Origin of the sequence: Bacillus sp. CBEL-1 (assembly GCF_004348885.1) — a bacterium.
GTDB classification, from domain to species: Bacteria; Bacillota; Bacilli; order Bacillales; family Bacillaceae_H; genus Priestia; species Priestia aryabhattai_A.
The window spans coordinates 1,031,539-1,056,482 of record NZ_SBIM01000013.1; the positions used below are offsets into that span (position 1 = coordinate 1,031,539).

Sequence of the window (24,944 nt, forward strand, 5' to 3'; positions counted from 1 at the left end):
CTTTTTATAAAAACGCTTTCATCACAAATATATTAACACCTTTTTAAATTTAGGTAAATAAGCGAGTCCTCTCCACATATACATATGTCACCACGAGAGAAAAAATATCAAAAAAACCTTCTTGACTCATCAAGAAGGTTTTTTCATTTACATAAATTCAGCTACAAGTTCTTTAAATTTCTCTTCCGACATCATTAAATCAGAATCAGCAAGTGGCTGGTCGCTATAACCATGCACAAGCTGCTGATAAGAAGGTTGGTTAGTATTTTGATAAATTAACCCTGTTACTAACCCATTATGTTCCATTAATGTTTGCATCGCTTGCATACGATTTGATGGATCGTAGTTTTCAATTGTTTTAAGGCTTGTTAAATTCTCTTTAAACCAATCGTACGTATTCACTTTGTTATACGTTACGCATGGGCTGAATACGTTAATTAAAGAAAATCCTTTATGCTGAATACCTTGTTCAATTAAACTTGTAAGCTCTTTTAAATCAGTTGAAAAACTCTGTGCCACAAAAGTTGCACCAGATGTTAAAGCAAGTTCCATAACAGACAAAGATGATTCAATCGAACCTTCCGGCGTGCTCTTTGTCTTAAAGCCTACATCGCTACGAGGAGATGTTTGCCCTTTTGTTAAGCCATAAATTTGGTTATCCATTACGATATATGTCACATCAATATTACGGCGAATTGCATGAACAGTATGCCCCATACCAATGGCAAATCCATCGCCATCTCCACCAGAAGCAATAACCGTTAAATCACGATTAGCCATTTTCACACCTTGCGCAATTGGTAGCGCACGTCCATGAATACCATGAAATCCGTATGAGTTAATGTAACCCGAAATACGCCCAGAGCATCCAATACCAGAAATAACTGCTAGTTCATGTGGTTCTAGTCCTACGTTGGCCGATGCACGTTGAATTGCTGCTTGAACCGAGAAATCTCCACACCCTGGACACCAGTTAGGTTTTACACTATTACGAAAATCTTTAAACGTTGCCATTAATCAAGCACATCTCCTTACTTTTTGCGTAGACTTCTTGCGGTAAAAATGGATTTCCATCATACTTTAAGATACTCTGCACTTTATGGTGATTACCGACATTCATCTTTAAAATATTGGCTAATTGGCCCGTAGCGTTATTTTCCACTACAACGACCTTCTTCGCTCCATTTACATAAGGAAGAATTTCATCAGCAGGGAACGGATGAATCAAGCGAATATGCGCATGGTTGGCGCGAAGTCCGTCTGCTTCTAAACGCTCCATCGCTTCTTCAATTGCCCCTCTTGTTGAATTAAAGCCAACGAATAAGACATCTGAATCAAATTCATCTGAATGTAGATGAATTGGTGTTTTAAACTGAATGTTGTCTAGCTTTCTCATACGCTTATCCATTTGGTTATTACGGTTGATTGGTGACTCAGAAGGCTTTCCTGTTTCATCATGTTCAACTCCTGTTACGTGATGAATACCATTTTTCATACCAGGAATAACGCGAGGAGAAACGCCATCTTTTGTCACTTCGTAACGCTTATAGTATTCTTTCGCTTCCAGCTCAGGAAGCTCATCGTTTTGAAGCTTTCCTCGGCGAATTTGAATGCGACTATAGTCTAGAGGATTCACAGATTGTTTTCCAAGTGAAAGTTGTAAATCCGTCAGCATAATAACAGGACACTGGTATTCTTCAGCTAGGTTAAATGCTTCGATTGTATCATAGAAGGCTTCTTCAACCGTACTTGGCGCCATCACGATTTTCGGAATTTCACCATGAGTGCCGTAGATCATTGCCATTAAGTCGGATTGTTCTTGTTTTGTCGGCAATCCTGTACTTGGGCCTCCACGCTGTGTATCAATGATAACGATTGGCTGCTCTGTAATCCCTGCAAGACCAATTGACTCCATCATAAGAGATAGCCCAGGACCCGCTGATGCTGTTAAGGCACGAACGCCGGCATAGTTTGCACCAATTGCCATTGTACACGCTGCAATTTCATCCTCAGTTTGAATAACCGTACCGCCAAACTGCGGAAGCTTTTTAATTAAATACTCCATAATTTCTGATGCAGGCGTAATTGGATATGCAGGCATAAAGCGCGCTCCACCTGCTACAGCACCTAAAGCTATAGCGTCATTTCCAATCATAAACATACGCTTTTGTCCATCTGCTGGTTCAAGTCTCATCGTTTCTAAATTCTCACCAAGCTGCTCACGAATATATTCTGCGCCTCGTTTAATAGCTTCCATATTCTTTTGAACAACTTGTTGTCCTTTGCGACCAAAAATCTCTAATACTACTTCTTCGAATACATTTGTATCAATATGTAAAACAGCGCTTGACGCTCCTACTGCTACCATGTTCTTCATTAAAGACGTTCCAAGTTCAGTTGCAATTTCGGTAAACGGTACGGAATACAACGTTGCTGTTGTACAGTTTTCAGGAAGTGCTGGTTTAAACTTCGCATCTCCAATGACAATGCCACCTTGACGAAGCTCATGTACGTTCACATCGATTGTTTCCTGATCAAACGCTACTAAAATATCTAAATCATCTGATACAGAACGCACTTGCGTTGTACTTACACGAATTTTATTGTTTGTATGTCCACCTTTAATACGTGAAGAAAAATGACGATAGCCGTATAAATAGTATCCCAATCGATTTAAGGCAGTTGAGAAAATTTCACCTGTACTTTCGATTCCTTCACCCTGCTGACCGCCAACTTTCCATGAAAGCTGCTTTACCATCTAAGCCACTCCTTTTATTCTGTCAAGATTGCTCTTCTTTCTAATGAAATCATTCTAAAAGTGAGCAATAAAATACTAAGTTTCTTAATCCGTCTACAATTCTATTCCCACATGCGCTAAAATGCAACCCTTTCCACATAATTCACAGATTTATATTTTTACCGTATTTACTAGGTTCATTATGGTAATCGTTGCACAAAATTTGAAAATAAAAATCGATGCACTTGGTCCGCTGAATAATGCTTATGTAGTTGGTTAATTAGATTGTGATAATCTTTAAATTTACTTAGCCCTACTACTGTTTGATCAATACCATCAAAGTCTGAGCCAAATCCAACTGAATACTCTCCTCCTCTGCTACATATATAATCCAGATGTCTTAATACATCATCCACGGTCGCTTCATTTTTATCCGTTAAAAACTGCGGGACAAAGGTAATGCCAATAACACTCTTTTTTTTCAGTAAGGCATCAATTTGATCATCGCGTAAATTCCTCGGGTTCGAACACAGTGAATACGCGTTTGAATGAGTTGCGACAACGAAATCCGATTCTTCTAATACATCCCAAAAGCCTTGCACTGATAAGTGAGAAACATCGGTCCAGACTTTATGACGATTATTTTCCTTTACAATCTCTTTGCCAAAGCTAGACAAACCGGCACCACGTGGTTCTAGAATACCATCGCATGCCGCATTCGCATAGTTCCATGTCAGACCTACTGACCTAACCCCTAAAGCAAATAGCGTTTGTAAACGAACGAGATGAACTCCAATAGCATCACACCCTTCTAAACTAAGCATTGCGCCTATTTCTTTCTTCCCTAAACGTACAATATCCTCCTGTGATCGAATCCACTTAACGTTCGGAGAGCTAATAATATGCTTTTTAAAGAGCTGCACCATTTCAAGAGCCACGTCAAACTGCTGCTCTGCTGGAACAGCTTCTGGAATAAAGATAGCAAATATTTGTACTTTACCACCTGCTTGCTTCATTCCATCAATCGTTGTATGGAGGTTCGGGCTATTTTCCACAGATAAATGTTGATTCCACCATAACTTGGCTAACACGTCACAATGCGCATCGAAAATCATTTCCTCTACTCCTTTCAATCTATTATCTACAAAAAAGACCTGCTAGGTTATACCTAGCAGGTCCCGTCCATTTTATGATTAACGAGGTTCAACGATGAGTTTAATCGCTGTCCGTTCTTCCCCGTCAATTTGAATATCGGTAAAAGCAGGAATACAGATTAAGTCGACACCGCTTGGCGCTACAAAACCTCGAGCTATTGCGACTGCTTTTACTGCCTGATTTAGTGCACCAGCGCCAATCGCCTGAATTTCAGCTGCACCACGTTCGCGCAATACTCCGGCTAAAGCACCAGCAACTGAATTCGGGTTAGACTTCGCCGAAACCTTTAAAATTTCCATATCTAACTCCTCCTTATTCTTTACAATGTATGATGAGAGATCATTAGACCAATGACTTAATTGATTTCAATGATACTATATTCACGAAATAGTAAACGTATTCCTGCTTGTTTTCTCTAATTGTTTAAAAACTTGTCGTTTGTACATATTCGCTAATCTTTGTTCTTTTTCGCTCAGTAAAACGACAAAAAAAGCGGTACGCCTCCACAGAAACATACCACTTTTTTTATCTCATTTATTCAAAAAAAGGATGATCATCATTAATTAAAATCCGATCAATTTTTTTAGCTTGACCTGTTTTCTCATCAAGGTCAATAATAACTCCACTCAGCTGCGTTCGACCTTCCTTTGGAACTTCAAAGCGAACTGGAAGCGATGTTAAGAAACGCTTCATTACTGCTTCTCGCTCCATGCCTAATATACCATCATAAGGACCTGTCATTCCAACATCTGAAATATATGCAGTTCCTTGAGGTAAAATACGGTTATCAGCTGTTTGAACATGCGTGTGAGTTCCAACTACAGCACTTACGCGACCATCTACGTACCAGCCAATCGCCTGCTTCTCACTTGTGGTTTCGGCATGAAAATCAACAAAAATAATTGGCGTACGTTGCTTTGCTTGTTCAATTAACTCATCAATCTTTTTAAACGGGCAGTCAAGGGGGGCCATAAACGTTCGACCTTGTAAGTTAATAACAGCTACTTCATATTGATTGTAGGTTACATATGTAATTCCTTTTCCAGGCGTTCCCTCTGGAAAATTCGCTGGACGCACTAAGTTCTTAGCATCATCAATGAAATCAAAGATTTCACGCTTATCCCATGCGTGATTACCAAGCGTGACTACATTTGCACCAGCTTGTAAAAATGCCCGATATATTTTTTCCGTAATTCCTTTTCCAGACGCAGCATTTTCACCATTTACAATTGTTAAGCCTGGCGCATATTTTCTCTTTAATCGTGGTAAATATTCTTCTACCATATCTCGGCCTGGAGAACCAACAACGTCTCCAATAAATAAAATTCTCATCTTTTAGCTCCTTATTTCTGACTCAAAAAAATAAAGTGGCAATCGCCACTTTATTTTACTTATTTCGCGTATTCAACAGCTCGTGTTTCTCGAATTACTGTTACTTTAATATGACCAGGATAGTCTAGTTCATCTTCTATGCGTTTGCGAATATCACGCGCTAAGCGATGCGCTTCTAAGTCACCAATCGTATCTGGTTTAACCATAATGCGGACTTCACGTCCTGCTTGAATAGCAAATGATTTTTCAACACCCTCATAAGACTCAGAAATTTCTTCAAGCTTTTCTAAGCGACGGATGTAGTTTTCTAACGTTTCACTTCTAGCACCCGGCCTTGCAGCTGATAACGCATCTGCTGCAGCAACTAGAACAGCAATAATTGATGTCGGTTCTGTGTCACCATGGTGTGAAGCAATTGCATTAATAACAACAGGATGCTCTTTATATTTCGTAGCTAGCTCGACGCCAATTTCAACGTGGCTTCCTTCTACCTCGTGGTCGATTGCTTTTCCAATATCGTGAAGCAAACCTGCACGCTTCGCAAGCGTAGCATCTTCACCAAGTTCAGAAGCCATCAATCCAGCTAAATGAGCAACTTCCATCGAATGTTTTAAGACGTTCTGACCATAGCTCGTTCTGAATTTCAAACGACCTAGTATCTTCATTAAATCTGGATGCAAGCCATGAACTCCAACTTCAAACGTCGTCTGTTCACCAACCTCACGAATATACTCATCTACTTCACGACGAGATTTCTCAACCATCTCTTCAATTCGAGCTGGGTGAATACGTCCATCCTGAACAAGTTTGTCCAAGGCGATACGTGCCGTTTCACGGCGAATAGGGTCAAAACCTGATAAAATAACTGCTTCTGGTGTATCATCAATAATAAGATCAATACCTGTTAATGTCTCTAATGTACGAATATTTCGACCTTCTCGACCAATGATTCGACCTTTCATCTCATCGTTTGGTAAGTTAACAACTGAAACCGTTGTTTCAGCTACGTGATCTGCTGCACAACGCTGAATCGCAAGCGAAAGAATTTCTTTAGCCTTTTTATCGGCTTCTTCTTTTGCACGATTTTCTGTTTCTTTCACCATCATCGCAACATCATGGGAAAGTTCATTTTCAACACGATCTAAAATAATCGCTCGTGCATCGTCTCTCGTTAAGCCTGAAATGCGTTCTAGTTCCGCTTGACCAGCCTTGACTAATTCTTCAACTTTGCTTTCCATCTCTTCAATATGCTGTTGTTTAACAGTAAGAGAATTATCTTTCTTTTCAAGTGCCGCTTCACGTTTATCAAGTGACTCGTCTTTACGATCAAGATTTTCCTCTTTTTGCATTAATCGATTTTCTTGTTTTTGAAGTTCTGCTCGACGATCACGAATATCTAGTTCTGCCTCTGTACGAAGCTGATGGATTTCATCTTTCGCTTCTAATAAAGCTTCCTTTTTCAAAGCTTCCGCTTCACGGGTTGCATCATCGATAATTTGTTCTGCATTTGACTTTGCTCCCGCAACCTTAGCTTCAGCAATCGATTTACAAACAAAAAAGCCAACAACTGCACCGACGATTAGGCCAAGCAAAGCGAAGATGATTGTAATTATATCCATCATTTCACCTCCCCTTGCTATAAACTTGTAAGTTTTTAATTTCATGTCGGCATGTATATCGTCTTCACCTTTCAATATACACACAAAGGCTTTTAAACGCTAAAATGTTTTAAAAAGGGAAAATATACATCTTAATTGTAAGTCTGTCCATTTTTATTGTCAAGCCTATGAAAATGCTATGTCACGAAAATTCATGCGCTTGCTATCACTATGATTAACATTTTTTTCAAAAAAAAGACCCTTTTTTAAAAAAGAGTCTTTTTTAAGCAAAAGAAATGCCATTAAATTTTCAATTCATCTTGACCATCGTCTTCAGGCATTTGCTCTGCCGCTTCATCTAATCCATGATATTCACGAACTTGACCAGCAATTTCTTGGCGAATATCAATATTCTCTTTTAGGAATTGTTTCGCATTCTCACGGCCTTGACCTAAACGTTCTTCGTTATAAGAATACCAAGCTCCACTTTTTTGTACGATATCTAAATCAGAAGCAATATCTAAAATTTCTCCTTCTTTCGAAATTCCTTCTCCGTACATAATATCCACTTCAGCTGCGCGGAATGGTGGTGCTACTTTGTTTTTGACAACTTTAATTCTTGTTTTATTTCCCACAATATCGTTACCTTGCTTCAACTGCTCAGCACGACGAACTTCAAGGCGCACTGAAGAGTAAAACTTAAGCGCACGTCCACCTGGCGTTGTTTCAGGGTTACCAAACATAACGCCAACTTTTTCACGAATTTGGTTAATGAAAACAGCAATTGTCTTCGATTTATTAATAGCACCTGACAGCTTACGAAGTGCTTGAGACATTAAACGAGCTTGTAAACCAACGTGAGAATCTCCCATTTCACCTTCAATTTCAGCCTTAGGCACAAGTGCTGCAACAGAGTCAATAACTAGAATGTCAACCGCTCCACTACGAACCAACGCTTCAGCAATTTCAAGAGCTTGTTCACCTGTATCAGGCTGTGATAAAAGAAGCTCATCAATATTAACACCCAGCTTTTGTGCATAAACCGGATCTAGCGCATGCTCAGCATCGATAAACGCTGCTTGTCCGCCCTGCTGTTGCACTTCTGCAATTGCATGAAGTGCAACTGTTGTTTTACCAGAACTTTCTGGACCATAAACTTCAATAATACGCCCTCGCGGATATCCACCTACACCAAGCGCAACATCTAACGCTAGAGAACCACTAGACACAGTTGAAATTTTACGTTCAGTTTGCTCTCCTAATTTCATAATTGAACCTTTACCGAATTGCTTTTCAATTTGTTTTAGAGCCATATCAAGGGCTGCTTGACGATCGTTCACTCGATTTCCTCCTCTATACTTGCTTGCTTTTTTTTATAATTTAAGATTACTACGTTGTAGTAGCAATGACGTTTTAATTAACTTTCTATACATAACTATACTCGCTTTCAAGTCATTTGACAAGCAAAAAGCGAATAAATGTTCGATTTTTTTATTTTGAAGGCTGGGACTATATTAAAAGAAAAAAGTGAATATTTGTGAAGGAAAAATCCCTCCTTATATACAAGGAGGGACTAAACCATTTCAATATATCACTGTTTCAGAAGTTGTAAAAGATAATAGCTTCCATAATTCACAGTACGTTTACGAATACCATCACGACTGCCCGTAAGCTTTAACGGATATACGCGTGTTTTCTCATCTTTAAAAGCTATACCAATATAAACTGTACCAACTTCCTTATCTTCTTGCTTAGACGGACCAGCGACGCCTGTAAAACTAATGCCAATATCAGAGCCTGTCAGTTTTTTCACACCAACGGCCATTTCTTCTGCGCACCTCTTGCTAACTGCTCCGTCTCGCTCTAGGGTTTCTTTTGCTACATGTAATACGTGGTGCTTTATCTCGGTTTGATAAGCAACGATGCTGCCTTTTACAACATCTCCAGATCCAGGAATGCTTGTCAGCGTCCCACTGAACAAGCCGCCAGTTAAGCTTTCAGCTGAAGCAACCGTCACTTGTTGTTCTTGAAGCGTAGCAATGAGCTCTGCTTGTAGAGACGTCAGGTCATATCCATAGAAAAACTCTCCTACACGATTCATAATCTGCTTTTCTACTTCATCAAGCATTCGATGGGCCTCGGCCACATCCTCATGCTTAGCCGTTAAGCGAAGCGTTACTTCTCCATCAGCAGCTAACGGTGCAATGGTTGGGTTTGTTTGTGCATCTAATAAATCTTCAATATCTGTTTCTAACTGAGACTCTCCAATTCCAAAGAAACGTAAAACACGAGACTCAATTTGCTCTTTTATATCTAGCTTTTCTGCTAAATATGCTTGTCCATACGACTCATACATAGGATAAAGTTCCTTTGGCGGACCAGGAAACAACATGTAGTCAATACCATTCACCGTAATACCCATTCCCGGTGCCATTCCATAATCGTTTGGCAGTATTGTTGCACCTTCAAGTACAATTGCTTGCTTCCTATTATTAGGCGTCATTGTTCGATTGGTTTTTTCGAAGTACGATTCAATACTTTCAAGCGCTTTGTGATCTGTTACAAGTGAGACACCTAGTTCTGATGCAATTGTTTCTTTGGTAAGGTCGTCTTTTGTCGGACCAAGCCCGCCCGTAAATACAATCAAATCCGCACGCTTTTGAGCGGTCAAAATAGCTTCTTTTAATCGGCTTTCATTATCGCCAACTACCGTATGATAGTATACATTAATACCAAGCTCTGCAAATTTTTTAGATAGGTACTGCGCGTTTGTATTGGCAATTTGGCCTAGCAAAAGCTCTGAACCTACTCCAATAATTTCCGCGTTCATCAAATCATCCCCATTATTTTGAATTAACAAATGCTTGCTTGTTTTTTGCAAAGTAATCCCATCCAGAAATTACTGTAAATACAACAGAAATCCACAGGGCAATTGCTGCAAATGGAAATGACACAAATTCAAAAGGTAAGTTATAAAGTAAAATAGCTGAAATAGCAATAATTTGTGTCCACGTTTTAATTTTACCTAGCATATTTGCAGCAACGACTTCTCCTTCTCCAGCGAGAACTAAACGTAAGCCTGTTACTCCAAATTCACGGCTAATAATAATAATTGCAGCCCAACCTGCACCGGCAATCAAGTCCAAATCTACAATAGCAATCAGCGCTGCTGAAACCAATAGCTTATCTGCTAGCGGATCTAAAAATTTCCCAAGGTTTGTAACTAAATTATATTTACGAGCGTAGTATCCATCGATCCAGTCTGTTGTAGACGCAATAATAAATAACGCTGCCCCTAGTAGATGAGCAATTGGCACATCCATTCCAGCAGCGCTAACTTCGCCAAAAGGTAATGGTGCCATCATTAAAATTAAAAAAAGTGGGATTAAAAAAATTCGAGAGATTGTAATCTTATTTGGTAAATTCACTATTGTTTCCTCCAATTACATACAAAAACGGAAGTCGTGCAAACTGTTGTCGGCACGACTTAACCATTTTTAATACTTTTAAGCTAGTTATTGAGCTTTTTCCGGCTCATATTTAATCGTTACAACTTGTCTAATTTGTTGGTTAGCATCAAATGGTAAACTAACGTCTTGGCCATTAATTTTTAATTGTACCCCTGGTGAGAAGCCAATATTCACTCGAACTTCACTTTCTTTTGTTAAGTCGAATTCTTTTGTTTCACCATTTTTCAACATGGCATTATAAAATGAATTCCCCTTACCATTTTTTACATCCAACCATGTATCAGCTTGAGTAGACGATACTTCTAGCTTAAACTCATCTGTTCCAGACAACTCATACGTTCCGTTGCGACCTGACTTTTGAACTTCTTTATAAGCTTGCTGTGTTTCTTCTTTTTCTTCTTCTTTTTTCTCTTCGTCTTCCTTAGCAGCTTTTTCTTTTTCTGCCTTTTCTTTTTCTGCCGCTTCTTTTGCAGCTTGATCTTCATTAGATGCTTGCTGCTCTTGGGATTGTTGCACTTCGTTATTTGTTTGTTCAGTATTTGCAACTTGATCTTCTTGACGACCGGATACAATATTTTGAGCAATCACCCAAATGATAATTCCGACTACCAGCACACCAGCAACTACTAAAATCGTCGGTAAGTAATCTGCTGCTTTTGATGCTTTCGTATTTTGGGGGATTTCTTTTCGACTGCGAACACGAGATAAAGGCTGTGGAATATCATCGGTTTGAGTCGTTGGAATATCCGTTTTGTACTGATCAAAAATGTCATCGGGGTTCAACCCTACAGCTTCACAATACTGCTTGATAAACGCTCGCACATAAAATTTCCCTGGCATGACATCATAATTACCTTCTTCAATACCAATCAAATAGCGCTTTTGAATTTTTGTGTTTTTTTGTAAATCTTCTAGCGACATCCCTTTATTTTCTCGCTCTTGTCTTAACCTTTGCCCTAACTCTGTCAATATTAACACCTACCAATTATGCTAAAAATCAAACATGGATAATCCACCGTTTGGAAACATTTGCGATCCTTCAATGACTTCATATGTAATTTCTTCATCTGGATCATTTCGTAATTCAATGATATACGCAAAGTCATCCAGCGTATACTCACTATTTTGTACAAATACATCAGGATGCTCAACAATCTTTGTTGCAGGCACATTCATAATTTCACGAACGAGCTGCCAGTGTTTTTCATTCGCCCTTCTTGTTGATACAATACCATCAATAATAAAGATGTTATTAGAATTATACTCATCTTCAATTAGTTGACTGCGAATTGTTTGTTTTAACAGCGTTGATGACACAAATAACCATCTCTTATTCGCACAAACACTAGCAGCAACAATCGACTCCGTTTTACCAACGCGAGGCATTCCTCTGATGCCAATTAATTTATGACCATCTTGTTTAAAAAGCTCTGCCATAAAGTCCACTAGCAAGCCAAGTTCGTCTCGCACAAAACGAAATGTCTTTTTATCATCAGCATCTCGTTGAATATAACGACCGTGACGAACAGCTAAACGATCTCGTAGCTTTGGAGGACGCATCTTTGTCACAACAATATTATCCATTGTTTTCAAAATAGATTCAAGCCGTTCAATTTGCTCATGGGAATCGCACCGTAATAGCAAGCCACGCCTTTTGTCATCTACCCCATTAATTGTAACAATGTTAATTGCCAGCATACCTAAAAGAGACGAGATGTCTCCCAATAAACCAGGTCGATTTTTCTGTATTTGATATTCTAAGTACCACTCAATTTTGTTCACGAAACCCCTCCTCATCCCATTTGTTCCGTCTAAACCTAATCCAATAATAGAATGAACATAGCAAAACACTCATTCACAGCACAAAAATGCTTGAAGAACGATTAACAAATCACCTCAAACACCACTCGGAGAAGCTGTTATTAGATATGTTAAAAATGCGAGTTTCTAAAATGGCGCTCGCTGTTATGTTTCCCCTTTTTTCACATAATTTAAATATAAATGATTTTCATTAAATTATAAAGTGTAAAACCTATTTCTTATGTAAATGTTCTTATTGTAAGCGCTGTACTTTCTACCTTTGCTTATGAGTGAATTATTTATAAATAAAAAAGAGTCGTTTCTCAAACAAATTTGAGTCGACTCCTTCTTTTGTTCGCTTCATTAACATCTTTACATTAATTAGCAGAACCGTTATTTTGAACAAGCTTTACCATCATATTAGCAATTGCATGTTGCTCTTCTTTTGAAGCAACGCTCCATAAGTCTGCTAATATTTTTTCTTGTTCGTTTTTTGCGTCAACTTGGTTCGCTAGATAGCCACCAATTTGATATGCTAAGTCGTTGATTACCTCGTTGTTCATTCCTTCGTTTTGAGCATGATGTAAGCGATCGCCTAAAAAGTTTTTCCAGTTACCCCAATTGTCTAATACTGACATGAGTAGCCCTCCTTAAGGTTTATTCATATCATAGTTTGTACACCTTCCTCTTTTTTATTCGCGTTATTATGTATGCCAACCACCATCTACTGATAAAATTTGTCCTGTTATATAAGAGGATTGATCAGAAGCTAAATAAGCAACTGCATCGGCAATTTCTGAAGGCTTTCCAATGCGTCCCATCGGAATTTCCTGCTCCATCATTTCAAGGTCTTCTTGTGTATAATCAGATAGCATATTTGTCAAAATAGCTCCTGGCGCAATTCCATTCACTCGAATTTTACTTAGCGCAACTTCTTTAGCTAACGCTTTGACAAAAGTATTCTGAGCCCCTTTCACCGTTGAATACAGCACTTCATAAGAAGCTCCCTCCAATCCCCAGATAGATGAGATAACGATAATATTCCCAGTTCTTTTCTGAATCATTTTAGGGAGAACAAATTTTGCAATTCGATAAAGAGCGGTTACGCTCAGATAAACCATTTCTTCAATACGCTCATCTGTCACATCCATCATTAATGCTGATAAGCTTTGACCACCATTGTAAATAAGCAGATCTACCGGTACAACAAGAGTCGATAAAAAGTGATCAACCCCCTCTTTTGAAGACAAATCTCCTTGCACCACCATAATATTATCCGTGTAGGAACGAAGGTAACTAGCTAGTTTGTTCACCGCTGCTTCATTTTGATAATAATGAAGGACTACTCCGTATCCTTCCTTTACCATTTTCTCGGCAATAGCACTGCCAATTCCTCCGCTCGCTCCTGTAATTAGCGCATATTTCTCCATGTTGATTCTCCTTGTATTATCCAATAAAAAAGCTGACTTAACGTCAGCTTTTCATATACTATCTTATCACTTATTTCGGTACAACCTCACATACAGTAAAGCTTTCTTCTTGAATCATATCATTCATTACATGCTTCACGTCGTCTACTGTAAGCTTTTCAAGCGTATCTACAACATCAAATAAATTCATATCATTAAATGCATAGCGGGTAAACTGATTAGCAATAAACTCTGGAGAATTTAAAGCTCGCAAAAATTCTCCAATTTTCTTCTTTCTTACTCGTTCTAACTCATCTTCTTGTAAACCTTTAGATTTTACTTCAAATAAAATCTCTTTAATTCTCCCATAAAACTTATTTGGATCTTCTGTATCTCCGCCAATTAGCGCAAATCCAAAGCCACTTTCTTCGGTATAGTCATATGAGAATGTCTCATCAATGAGCCCATTTTTATACAGATCTTCATAGTAAGAAGAGCTTTTTCCAAATGCAAGATCAAGTACAATATTCATTGCAAGCTCGTGGCGAAGCATATCTTGTCCGGAACGTTCAGGCTTTCTTGTTTTTAAGCCAACCATAGCTTTGGAGGCTTGGACAGGCATGTTTAATACCTGTTTTTGTTCCGCTACCGTTTCTGGCTCTTTATCAAAATGACGAGTAATTTCAGGCATATCTTCATAATCTTTTTTAGCTTGATTTTCACGAATTTGAGTCATTACCTTTTCTGCATCAACAGGCCCTACCACAAATAGTAGCATATTGCTCGGGTGATAAAATGTTCCATAGCACGTATAAAGCAAATCTTTTGTAATGTGGGAAATGGACTCAATGGTACCAGCAATGTCAATTTTAACAGGGTGATTTTTATACATGTTTTGAATTGTTCCAAAGTACAAGCGCCAGTCTGGATTATCATCATACATCGTAATTTCTTGTCCAATAATTCCTTTTTCTTTCTCGACTGTCTTTTCAGAGAAATATGGTTCTTGAACAAAGTCTACAAGCGTCTCTAAATTTTGTTCAAAGTTAGACGTGCAGCTAAATAAATACGCTGTGCGCGTAAATGATGTAAATGCATTGGCAGACGCACCCTGCTTGCTAAACTGTTGGAAGACATCACCATCTTCTTTTTCAAACAGCTTATGCTCAAGAAAATGCGCAATTCCATCAGGAACTTTAATCATCTCATCTTCTCCGAGCGGAACAAATTGATTGTCAATGGAACCATATTTTGTAGTAAACGTGGCAAACGTTTTGTTGAACTCAGGCTTTGGTAAAATATAAACCTCTAATCCATTATCCATTTTTTCATGATAAAGCTGTTCTTTCAGCTGAGAAAATTCAATTTTCTCCATTGTTTTCACCGCCTTTTCCTGTTAAGAAATAAACTGTATCCATCGCAATGTTTTCAGCTACCTTCACAATTTCTTGTTTTGATACTGCATCGATTTGTTTTAGATATTCATCAACCGAAATACTTTTCCCTGTTAGTTCATTATGGTACATAACTTCAACCAGACCTCGTGGTGTGTCTACCGTTTCTAACAGTTGATTATGAATAACTGCTTTCGTTTGAGCGATTTCACTATCAGTAAACGAGCCATTCTTCATTTCTTCCATTTGTTCCTTAATAATGGTTATAGCCTGGTCATAGTTTTTTGCATCGATTCCTGACATAACCATCAGAAGACCTTTATGGCTTTCAACTCGTGATGCAGCATAGTAAGCTAAGCTTGCCTTTTCACGAACGTTAATGAACAACTTTGAATGAGAAAACCCGCCAAATATACCGTTAAACACCTGTAGGGCAAAATACTGACGATCTCCATATACAACGTTTGTACGGTAGCCAATATTTAATTTACCTTGTTTTACCTCTTGCTTTTCTATCACTTCATTCACATTGGTAATTTCTTTTTTCGTAATTGAGCGTTCAATTTTTTTGGGTTGACGTTGTGGTAAATTAAACGCTTGCTCAACCGTGTTTTTTACTTCTTGTTCATGAAAATCACCAATAACATAGAGGTGAATAGCATCTTCTTTTAATACATGCTGATAATAATTATAGAGCTTATCTGCTGTAATGGATTCAATATCATCAATTCGACCATTAACATGCAAAGAGTAAGGTTCCTCTTTACACATCTCTTCAACTAAGCGAAGATTTGCATAGCGCATTTTATCATCGAATACGGCTTGAATCCGTTGTCGAAGCGATCGCTTTTCTTTTTCCATTGCGTCATTTAAGAAAGCTCCCTCCTCCGTTGCCGGCTTCAATAGAATTTCACCAAGCAGTGCAAGTGCTTTTTGAAGAAGAGGAGTTGAGTCTTTTAAATATTTTTCGTTCGCTATATCAATCCGAATAGTTATATCGTGATTATCACCCTTTTTTGTCAAATCCACCTGAAGAGTTGCACCATATAGTTCATCTAAATATGTACGCAGCTGTGTTGTGGTTGGAAAAGATTCTGTAGCACTTTGTAATACATAAGGTAAAAGAGCTCGCATTGTCACCGTTTTTTCATCCAATGGAGCATTTAATTTTAGAATAAACGTATTGGTTTTATACTTTGTAGTTGGGATTGTATGCAGCGTCAGGCCATTCAATTCGTGCTTTTGTTCAGTCAATAATTTCATCAAGATACCTCCTTTTAATAGTAAGTTTGCTAAAAACAACACAATACCTTTATTTTTAGTTTATTTTGCCGTTTTTAGTCTTACCTTCACTATATCTAATTAGAGGAAAGATTTTCAAGGAAACACCTTTTATACAAGATCTCATTTGTCATATATTCTTATCTTCAACTCTTCTTTAATGTGTTGTCATTCTTCTTGAATAGTGCTATAAAAAATAGAATTCTAATAATCCCCATCCCTTTTCACCACATGATTGCGTAAGATTCCTTCTTTCTTTACCGCAAACTTTTTCAATTTCTTTTTGTCTACATTTTTTTTGATAAAATCCTTTACTTTTTTTGTGCGAATTTAAAAAGAACAAAGGCAGATTACAAACCTTTGTTCTTGAAAATAGTTTTATTATCTTTTTCCCTTTTCATAAGGCGCACCAAGTGCTTTTGGCGCCTCTGCTCGACCAACAAATCCAGCTAACGCTAAAATTGTCAAGACGTAAGGAGCAATCGTTAAAATAACAGTTGGAATATCTTGAATAACTGGAATTTGTGCTCCTGTAATACTTAAAGATTGTGCTAACCCAAAAAAGAGAGCTGCTCCCATCGCACCAATTGGGTGCCATTTTCCAAAAATCATGGCTGCAAGTGCTAAGAAGCCCTGTCCAGAAATGGTTCCAGCTGAGAAGTTTGTTGCGATTGACGTCGCATATACAGCACCACCAATACCAGCTAACACACCCGATAACATAACGCCCACATATCGCATTGTGATAACTTTAATCCCCATCGTATCCGCAGCCATTGGATGTTCACCTACAGAGCGAAGACGCAGCCCAAACGGCGTTTTGTAAATGATATACCATACAACGAAAGCTAGCAAAATCGCTAAATATGATGTAATTGGAACATTTGAGAAAAACAGCTTACCAATAATCGGAATATCAGATAGGAAAGGAATGCTTGTTTTATCAATACGAAATTGAATAAAATCTGTTTGTCCTTTTCCAAAAATTTTCTTGATTAAAAAGATAGACAAACCTCCAGCTAAGAAGTTGAGTGCAACCCCGCTGACTACTTGATCTGCTTTAAGCGTAATACTTGCTACTGCATGAATAAGTGAAAAGATTGCACAAACCCCTGCTGCAATTAAAATTGAAACCCAAGGTGCCCATGCTCCCAATGAGTCTTGAAGAAGTAGCGTTGAAACAATTCCTGTAAATGCACCAAACATCATAAGACCTTCCAGTCCGATATTTACAACACCAGACTTCTCACTAAACACTCCACCTAATGCTGTAAAAATAAGCGGTGCTGCAGAATACAGCGCAGCTGGAATAATTATAATTAAAACGTCTAAGAAACTCATTGTGCTCCTCCTTTACTTAAACGACCAATAATCCAACGGATAAGGTAACTGGACGCCACGAAGAAAATGATAAGAGCGATAACAATCTCAATTAATTCTGACGGCACTCCCGCCATAAAGTTCATTTGTGGTGCCGCTGTTTGTAGACCGCCGAATAGAAATGCAGCAAGCAAGATACCGATTGCACTATTAGCTCCTAAAAGGGCAACAGCAATTCCATCGAATCCCGTTCCAGTAAATGACGTAAAAGTATTCATATATTGGAATGTACCAAGCCCTTCCATCGCACCGGCTAATCCTGCAAATGCACCAGATACTGACATAGAAAGAATGATGTTGCGAGACACATTCATTCCTGCATATTTAGAAGCATGCTGATTAAACCCAACAGCACGAAGTTCAAAGCCTTTTGAGGTTTTGTTTAATAGGAACCACATTACAAAAGCTGCTAAAAACGCTACAATAATCCCATAGTGCAAACGAGAATTGTTCGTTGCCTCAGCTAAAAATGAAGATGCTAATGACGCTGACTCATTGATGTTGTATGACTTTTCATTCCCTGCATACAAAAATTCACGGATAATACTGCTTGTTGTATAAAGGGCAATATAGTTCATCATAATGGAGACAATAACCTCATGAACATGAAAGCGAGCTTTTAAATAACCAGGAATAAAGGCCCATAATGCACCAGCAATACCTGCTGCAAGGATTGCGAGTGGAATATGAATAACAGACGGAAGTTCAAAAGCGTAGCCTACCCACACTGCCGCTAACCACCCAACAAGAAGCTGACCTTCTACTCCGATATTAAATAAGCCTGTCTTGTAAGCAAATGCTACAGCAATACCTGCTAAAGCAAGGGGCGTCATTGCACGAATAGTTTCACCTAGAGCTTTTGGACTACCCAACATACCATTAAATAAAGAATCATAGCCTTTCACCGCATCATAGCCCCCAAGAACCATGATGATTGCACCAGCAAGCAATCCTAAAATTGCCGAGATAATCGGAATTAGAATGTGGATGGTTCGCTCATTTCTTAGCCATTTCATGATGTTTCACCTGCTTTCTCACGCTTTCCGCCTGCCATTAACAATCCAAGCTCCTGCTCATTCGTTTCGTTTGGATTTACGATATCTACAATTTTTCCTTCGTAGATAACAGCAATACGATCACTTAAATTCATAACTTCATCCAGTTCTAAAGACACAAGAAGAACCGCTCTTCCTTTATCACGCTCTTCAATTAACTTACGGTGAATAAACTCAATTGCTCCTACATCCAATCCACGCGTCGGCTGAGCTGCAATTAACAACTGAGGACTGCGGTCCACTTCACGAGCAATAATGGCTTTTTGCTGGTTTCCTCCAGAAAGAGCTCGCGCTTGTGTATATTCACTCGGTGTGCGAACATCATATTCTGCAATGAGTGCTTTGGCTTTTCGATAAATCTCTTTATAGTTCAAAATACCCCTTTTAGACATTGGCTCTTTATAGTACGTTTGAAGTGCGATATTTTCACCGATTGTATAGTCCAAGACAAGACCATGCTTATGGCGATCTTGAGGAATATGTCCTACACCTGATTCAGTAATTTTACGTGCCGATAGCTTTGTCAGGTCACTTTCATTTAGCGTGATAGCACCTGATTTGATTTTCGCAAGACCTGTGAGGGCTTCAATTAGTTCTGTTTGCCCATTACCATCTACTCCTGCAATTCCTACAATTTCACCCGCTCTGACAGTTAGCGATAGATCATTAACAGCTGCTACTCCGCGGGCATCTTCCACTACTAAGCCATCTATTGTTAACACAGCATCCTTCGGTTCTGCTGTTTTCTTTTCCGTTTTAAAATGCACTTCACGTCCAACCATTAAGGACGCCAATTCATCTGGATTGGTTTCAGAAACCGTTACTGTTCCAATCCCTACACCTTTGCGAATAATTGTACAGCGGTCACAAACCGCCATAATTTCTTTTAATTTATGAGTAATTAAAATAATGGATTTTCCTTCTTTAATTAAACGCTTCATAATTTCAATTAATTCTGTGATTTCTTGAGGTGTAAGAGCGGCTGTTGGCTCATCAAAGATTAAAATATCTGCACCACGATATAGTGTTTTTAAAATTTCGACACGTTGCTGCATACCAACCGAAATATCTTCAATTTTCGCATATGGATCAACAGAAAGCCCATATTGATTTGATAGTGCTTCAATCTCTTTAGCAGCTTTTGCAATGTTGATTTTTCCTGCTTTTGTCGGCTCATTACCAAGGATAATGTTTTCAGTAACTGTAAAATTTTGCACAAGCATAAAGTGCTGGTGAACCATCCCAATCCCTAGGTCATTTGCAATATTCGGATTCGTAATTTTAACAGCTTTTTCTTTCACCTTTATCTCGCCTTTTTCAGGTTGATAAAGCCCAAAAAGAACGTTCATCAGCGTTGATTTCCCTGCGCCATTTTCACCTAGTAAAGCATGGATTTCTCCTTTTTTCACTTGGAGTGTAATGTCATCATTCGCTACGATACCCGGAAACTCTTTACGAATATTTAGCATTTCAATTACATATTCCACTATGTTCACTCCCTATTTGTATCTAGAGTAAAGTCTATTATCTTGAATTTCTCATCATCTTAAAGGCTATGAAAAAGGCTAGTGGTTCACTAGCCTTTTTTCATACCTATCCTGTTTTGATATGAAGAATTATTTAAGAGTTTTCTCAAACTCTTTATATGCATCATCCGTTGCTGGTACTTTAATTTCGCCATCTAAGATTTTTTGTTTGTACTCTTCAACAGCTGTTTTTGACTCGTCCGTTACATTATCCATAGTTGGAGCAATACCAACCGCATCTTCTTGAAGTCCAAATACTACTTCTTCTCCACCAGGGAACTTGCCGTCTTTTGCTTGTTTTGCAACTTCTTCAACCGCAATATCAACACGTTTTACCATTGATGTTAGTGTTACGTTTTCTGGCATACCTTCTTGGTGCTGGTCACGGTCTACACCGATTACCCAAACCTTCTCACCTTTTTTCGCACGATTTTTCGCTTCAGTAAACACTCCGTTACCAGTACCACCTGCTGCGTGATAAACAATATCAGCACCTTGGCTGTACATTGTTGATGCAATCGCTGAACCTTTTTCTGGCGCATTGAAATCTTCTGCGTATTGAACAACTACTTCAGCATCTGGGTTTACAGCTTTAACACCTGCTTTAAATCCGTTTTCAAACTTTTTAATTAACGGAGATTCTACTCCACCAACAAAGCCGATTTTATTGGTTGCTGTTTGTTTAGCTGCAACAACACCTACCAAGAACGAACCTTGCTCTTCGTTAAATAGAATGCTTGCAACGTTATCTAATTTTTCTGACTTTAATGTGTCATCAACTAGCGCAAAATGTGATTCTGGATATTGACCAGCCACTTTTTTGATATCTTCTTTCAGTAAGAAACCGATACCGTACGTAAGGTTATAGCCTGCTTCAGCAAACGTTGATAAGTTGCTTTGGTATTCAGCAGCTTCAGCCGATTGTAAATATTTATAGCCTGTACCTTCTTCTAAGTTATTTTCTTTACCGAATTTTGTAAGACCTTCCCATGCTGATTGGTTAAATGATTTATCATCAACTCCGCCAGTATCTGTAACCATCCCTACTTTGAAATCTGAAGTTGATTTTTCACTACTTCCGCCTTCTGAGTCGCTAGATCCACAGGCACTTAGTAGTGTACCTGCCGCTAACATAAGTGATAAAGCCATTCCATATTTACGTTTTGTCATTTTATTAACCCCCAAAATAGTGTAAAAGAATTGTAATGCTACTTCACGTTCGTCGCCCTTGGTATTGAACACCTCCTTAAAAGAATCCGTGTAAAACCATTACTAAAATTGCGAAAACTTAAAATCTATTAAACTCTTTTTCTCAATACTTGGAAACTAAATTTATCTGCTTTAAAATAGTTAATTGAATACAAAATCGGTTCATCATATTGGTCGTAATGCATTTGTCGCAGTACAAGAAGTGCTGTTTCTGGACTGCATTGTAAAATAGGAGAAACTTTTTCATGATACCCGATTGGCTCAATGTGGGCTACTGCATATGAAATATGTTTGCCAGCCTGTTTTTCAAGAATCCCTAGTAGAGACTCTTGTTTATATTCGAAATCTTCGGGCAATATTGTTTGTGGAACCTTGTCCATACAATATACAACCGGCTCATCATTTGCAGTTCTCACACGCTCAACAAAAAGCATTTTTTCGTCAATTTGACAGCCAAAACGCTCTATATCATTTTCTGAAACAACTTGTACATTGGATGATAAGAAAATGGTACCAGGCTTCATTCCAGCTTGTTCAATCATATGTGTTATACTATTTAATTGCTCAATACCTGAAAGAAACGTCGGCTTCGCATTCACAAATGTACCTACTCCATGTCTTCTGACAATAACATTTTCTTCTTCCAATATGCGAAGTGCTTCACGTAGCGTTGCTCTGCTTACGCCCAGCTGTTTTGACAGATCAAACTCTGATGGAAGTCTCTCTTTTTCTTTGAAAACTCCTCGTTCAATGTTTTGTTTAATGTTATCAATCACTTGTAAATACAAATGTCGATTATCCGCTCGAATAGACATCACACTTCCTCCATACCCTCAACTAGTCATCAGACCTCTGATGTTTGACTCTTTAATCGAAAATAATATATCATTTTTTTCAACATAAATAAATAGGTTATATTAATTTTATGTAAAAAACTTTAATATTTTTTTAAAAATATTGTTTTTTTCTATTTATTGTATGTAAGCATGTCTAACAACCTAATATTTCAGTATTTTTTTCACCAAAAACTAACAAACATTAAAATTAAATTGATAATATTCGTGTTTTAATTAACCAAACATGATAACACATTTTTTTATAATATCTTTTTATAAAAAATAATACCCTTAATGATAAAAAAAGACGTAGAGCATATGCTTACGTCTTTTCTAACCATTTAATTATGTTCCAACATCTTCGTTTTGCTGTGAAACCAGTACTGCTCGGGGTTTACTTCCTTCATAAGGTCCGACAACTCCCCGTTCTTCCATTGCATCAATTAAGCGAGCTGCTCGATTATATCCAATTCTAAAGCGTCTTTGCAGCATTGAAACAGAGGCTGTTTGCATTTCTGCTACAAGCTGAACTGCCTCATCATACAATTCATCCGCTACTTCTTCTACTTGTTCTGGAGCGTCTGTTGGAATCATTTCTTCTTGGTATTGCGCTTTTTGCTGAGCAATAACGAAGTCTACAACCTCTTCAACTTCCTCATCAGATAAGAACGCTCCTTGTACACGAACTGGCTTAGAAGCTCCAACCGGCATAAATAGCATATCTCCACGACCTAGCAGCTTCTCCGCTCCTCCCATATCTAAAATGGTACGGGAATCGGTTTGAGAGGACACGCTAAACGCAATTCGAGACGGGATATTAGCTTTAATAACCCCTGTAATAACGTCAACTGACGGTCTTTGCGTTGCAATAATTAAGTGAATTCCCGCAGCACGCGCCATCTGCGCTAAACGTGTAATTGAATCTTCAACATCTGATGAAGCAACCATCATTAAGTCGGCTAACTCATCTACAATGACGACAATATAAGGTAGCGTTGGTTGATTAGCATCTGAGTCATCATTTTGGCGCTTCACAAGATCATTATACCCTTCAATATTTCTTGTACCGCTGTGTGAGAAGAGCTCATAACGGCGCTCCATTTCGCTTACGACTTTCTTTAAAGCCTGAGATGCTTTCTTTGGATCAGTTACAACAGGTGCCAATAGATGTGGAATACCATTATACATATTCAACTCAACCATTTTAGGGTCAATCATCATGAGCTTAACTTCGTGAGGCTTCGTTCGCATTAAGATACTTATGATAATTCCGTTAATACAAACACTTTTACCGCTACCTGTTGCTCCCGCAACAAGCATATGAGGCATTTTATTTAATTCTGCCAAAACAGCGTCGCCGGATATATCTCTTCCCAATCCCACCAGTAGCTTTTTATCAGGATCTATTTTTTCTTTTGATTCCAACACTTCACGAAGAGAAACCATCGCTACCTCTTCATTTGGAACTTCAATCCCCACTGCTGATTTACCAGGTATAGGCGCTTCAATTCGAATGTCTTTGGCAGCAAGAGCTAGAGCCAAATCATCGCTTAAATTTACAATTTTACTTACTTTCACTCCAACGTCCGGATATACTTCGTATTTGGTAACAGCAGGCCCTAAATGAACCTTAGCAACCGTTGCTTTCACACCAAAACTTTGAAACGTTTTTTCTAGTTTTTCAGCATTTTTATAAATATTCTTTTTCTCTTTTGCTTGATTACTTTTCTTCGGCATTGTTAGCAATCGGATAGGTGGAAGTTCATATTCCATGTTTTCAGCTTCCACAAATGAAATAACTGGTGCCTTTTCTTCTTGTTGAGGCGGGTCTTCTTTCTTGGCCACTGGTTGAACAGGCTTAACTGTTGGCTGTGGCTCGGGTTCTGGTTGAGACTGAATAGATGATGAAATAGGATCTACTACTTCTTCATAATCAAAGTGCTCAATAATTGGAGGCTGCTTTGCAATGACAGGTGCTTCTGCTTCCTGTTCATCATTTTCCTCCTCTTCTTCTACAGCTGGCTTACGCTTTTTCTTCCCTTTTGATGTTTGCTTCCTTTTAGAAGCCCAATTTGCAATGTCTTCCCAACCCTCTTTTAATTCCGTCACTAAAAAGCGGACAATTGGCGTTAACACTTTTCGAAGCGTTTCGTGCAAAGAACGTCCTGTAATTAATAACACGCCAATCACGATTAAAAGTGAGGCAATGAGCTCAGTTCCTAAACTGTCAAATAAGTAATAAAACATCGCAAACATAACGGCTCCAACCATTCCGCCACCTAAATCACTGCGATTTACTTCCCCAGTTGCTTCTAACATATATAAATCCCATGTATTTAAGATAACTGAAGGGTCAGTAAAAGTGCCGTTCTTAGAAAGGTTTTCAAATAGCGTAACGTGACTAAATAATAAAATAGCTAAAATAATTAAATATGTACCAACTAGCTGTCTTGTTATAAATGGTGGCAATGCCCTTTTCCAGATAATATAGCCTGACAGCACCAGCAAACCGATTAGCATAAGCATGTACCATTCACCAATAAAAAGACGAACAAGTAGCACAAGCGCCTGGCCAACCGCACCCAGCCCTGCCATCGCAATTAATGTAATAGCTAATAATAGTAAACCTATGAGTTCAAATCGTACAATGCGTTTCCATTCTTCCTTCTTAAATTTCCCTCTTCGTTTTTTCTTTGCCATGTTCTCACTCCAATCAACGTCTTCCTATGTTGATTTTCTTATTCATATACACTGAACAAAAA

At 38.4% G+C, this 24,944-nt stretch carries 21 protein-coding genes; all 21 read right to left on the reverse strand.

Annotated features, from left to right (window positions below):
* Positions 1 to 147 precede the first annotated feature (147 nt).
* A complete protein-coding gene (locus EPL02_RS15215; protein ID WP_131888176.1) occupies positions 148 to 1,014 on the reverse strand; it encodes a 2-oxoacid:ferredoxin oxidoreductase subunit beta in 867 nt (288 codons plus the stop codon).
* On the reverse strand, positions 1,001 to 2,758 hold the full coding sequence (locus EPL02_RS15220; RefSeq protein ID WP_131888177.1) for a 2-oxoacid:acceptor oxidoreductase subunit alpha: 1,758 nt from the start codon (positions 2,756 to 2,758) through the stop codon (positions 1,001 to 1,003). Before EPL02_RS15220 ends, EPL02_RS15215 begins: the two co-directional genes overlap by 14 nt.
* A gap of 179 nt (positions 2,759 to 2,937) precedes the next feature.
* Positions 2,938 to 3,852 (reverse strand): dipeptidase, encoded by a 915-nt coding sequence (locus EPL02_RS15225; protein WP_131888178.1) that lies wholly within the window; start codon positions 3,850 to 3,852, stop codon positions 2,938 to 2,940.
* A 78-nt stretch (positions 3,853 to 3,930) separates the two neighbouring features.
* A complete protein-coding gene (spoVS, locus tag EPL02_RS15230; protein WP_003181955.1) occupies positions 3,931 to 4,191 on the reverse strand; it encodes a stage V sporulation protein SpoVS in 261 nt (86 codons plus the stop codon).
* Between the two features lie 235 nt (positions 4,192 to 4,426).
* Positions 4,427 to 5,224, reverse strand: a complete 798-nt coding sequence (locus tag EPL02_RS15235) for a TIGR00282 family metallophosphoesterase (protein WP_094912523.1) — start codon at positions 5,222 to 5,224, stop codon at positions 4,427 to 4,429.
* A 59-nt stretch (positions 5,225 to 5,283) separates the two neighbouring features.
* On the reverse strand, positions 5,284 to 6,846 hold the full coding sequence (gene rny, locus EPL02_RS15240) for a ribonuclease Y (protein WP_163070847.1): 1,563 nt from the start codon (positions 6,844 to 6,846) through the stop codon (positions 5,284 to 5,286).
* 278 nt (positions 6,847 to 7,124) lie between these two features.
* On the reverse strand, positions 7,125 to 8,162 hold the full coding sequence (gene recA / locus EPL02_RS15245; RefSeq protein ID WP_094912524.1) for a recombinase RecA: 1,038 nt from the start codon (positions 8,160 to 8,162) through the stop codon (positions 7,125 to 7,127).
* Between the two features lie 251 nt (positions 8,163 to 8,413).
* Positions 8,414 to 9,652, reverse strand: a complete 1,239-nt coding sequence (locus EPL02_RS15250; protein WP_094912624.1) for a competence/damage-inducible protein A — start codon at positions 9,650 to 9,652, stop codon at positions 8,414 to 8,416.
* A gap of 13 nt (positions 9,653 to 9,665) precedes the next feature.
* Positions 9,666 to 10,250 carry a CDP-diacylglycerol--glycerol-3-phosphate 3-phosphatidyltransferase gene (gene pgsA, locus EPL02_RS15255; RefSeq protein WP_094912525.1) on the reverse strand — a complete coding sequence of 195 codons (585 nt, stop codon included), beginning with the start codon at positions 10,248 to 10,250 and terminating at the stop codon, positions 9,666 to 9,668.
* Positions 10,251 to 10,337: 87 nt separating this feature from the next.
* Positions 10,338 to 11,270, reverse strand: a complete 933-nt coding sequence (locus EPL02_RS15260; protein WP_286175464.1) for a helix-turn-helix domain-containing protein — start codon at positions 11,268 to 11,270, stop codon at positions 10,338 to 10,340.
* A gap of 12 nt (positions 11,271 to 11,282) precedes the next feature.
* The gene (locus EPL02_RS15265) at positions 11,283 to 12,074 is read right to left on the reverse strand and encodes a DUF3388 domain-containing protein (RefSeq protein WP_035320247.1); all 792 of its coding nucleotides are present in this window, start codon (positions 12,072 to 12,074) and stop codon (positions 11,283 to 11,285) included.
* Positions 12,075 to 12,469: 395 nt separating this feature from the next.
* Complete coding sequence (locus EPL02_RS15270; protein WP_094912527.1) at positions 12,470 to 12,730, reverse strand: DUF3243 domain-containing protein; 261 nt, start codon at positions 12,728 to 12,730, stop codon at positions 12,470 to 12,472.
* 66 nt (positions 12,731 to 12,796) lie between these two features.
* Complete coding sequence (ymfI, locus tag EPL02_RS15275) at positions 12,797 to 13,522, reverse strand: elongation factor P 5-aminopentanone reductase (protein WP_094912528.1); 726 nt, start codon at positions 13,520 to 13,522, stop codon at positions 12,797 to 12,799.
* Positions 13,523 to 13,592: 70 nt separating this feature from the next.
* A complete protein-coding gene (gene yfmH, locus EPL02_RS15280; RefSeq protein WP_165932587.1) occupies positions 13,593 to 14,876 on the reverse strand; it encodes an EF-P 5-aminopentanol modification-associated protein YfmH in 1,284 nt (427 codons plus the stop codon).
* A complete protein-coding gene (yfmF, locus tag EPL02_RS15285; protein WP_131888180.1) occupies positions 14,863 to 16,158 on the reverse strand; it encodes an EF-P 5-aminopentanol modification-associated protein YfmF in 1,296 nt (431 codons plus the stop codon). Before yfmF ends, yfmH begins: the two co-directional genes overlap by 14 nt.
* Before the next feature lie 399 nt (positions 16,159 to 16,557).
* Positions 16,558 to 17,517 (reverse strand): ABC transporter permease, encoded by a 960-nt coding sequence (locus EPL02_RS15290; RefSeq protein ID WP_131888181.1) that lies wholly within the window; start codon positions 17,515 to 17,517, stop codon positions 16,558 to 16,560.
* Entirely contained in the window at positions 17,514 to 18,575 is a 1,062-nt protein-coding gene (locus tag EPL02_RS15295; RefSeq protein WP_094912532.1) for an ABC transporter permease, read from the reverse strand. The genes EPL02_RS15290 and EPL02_RS15295 overlap by 4 nt, the downstream gene beginning before the upstream one ends.
* Complete coding sequence (locus EPL02_RS15300; RefSeq protein WP_131888183.1) at positions 18,569 to 20,098, reverse strand: ABC transporter ATP-binding protein; 1,530 nt, start codon at positions 20,096 to 20,098, stop codon at positions 18,569 to 18,571. The genes EPL02_RS15295 and EPL02_RS15300 overlap by 7 nt, the downstream gene beginning before the upstream one ends.
* Before the next feature lie 129 nt (positions 20,099 to 20,227).
* Entirely contained in the window at positions 20,228 to 21,307 is a 1,080-nt protein-coding gene (locus EPL02_RS15305) for a BMP family lipoprotein (RefSeq protein ID WP_131888184.1), read from the reverse strand.
* A gap of 128 nt (positions 21,308 to 21,435) precedes the next feature.
* Positions 21,436 to 22,161 (reverse strand): GntR family transcriptional regulator, encoded by a 726-nt coding sequence (locus tag EPL02_RS15310; RefSeq protein ID WP_094912535.1) that lies wholly within the window; start codon positions 22,159 to 22,161, stop codon positions 21,436 to 21,438.
* A gap of 366 nt (positions 22,162 to 22,527) precedes the next feature.
* A complete protein-coding gene (locus tag EPL02_RS15315; RefSeq protein ID WP_131888185.1) occupies positions 22,528 to 24,882 on the reverse strand; it encodes an FtsK/SpoIIIE family DNA translocase in 2,355 nt (784 codons plus the stop codon).
* Positions 24,883 to 24,944 lie beyond the last annotated feature (62 nt).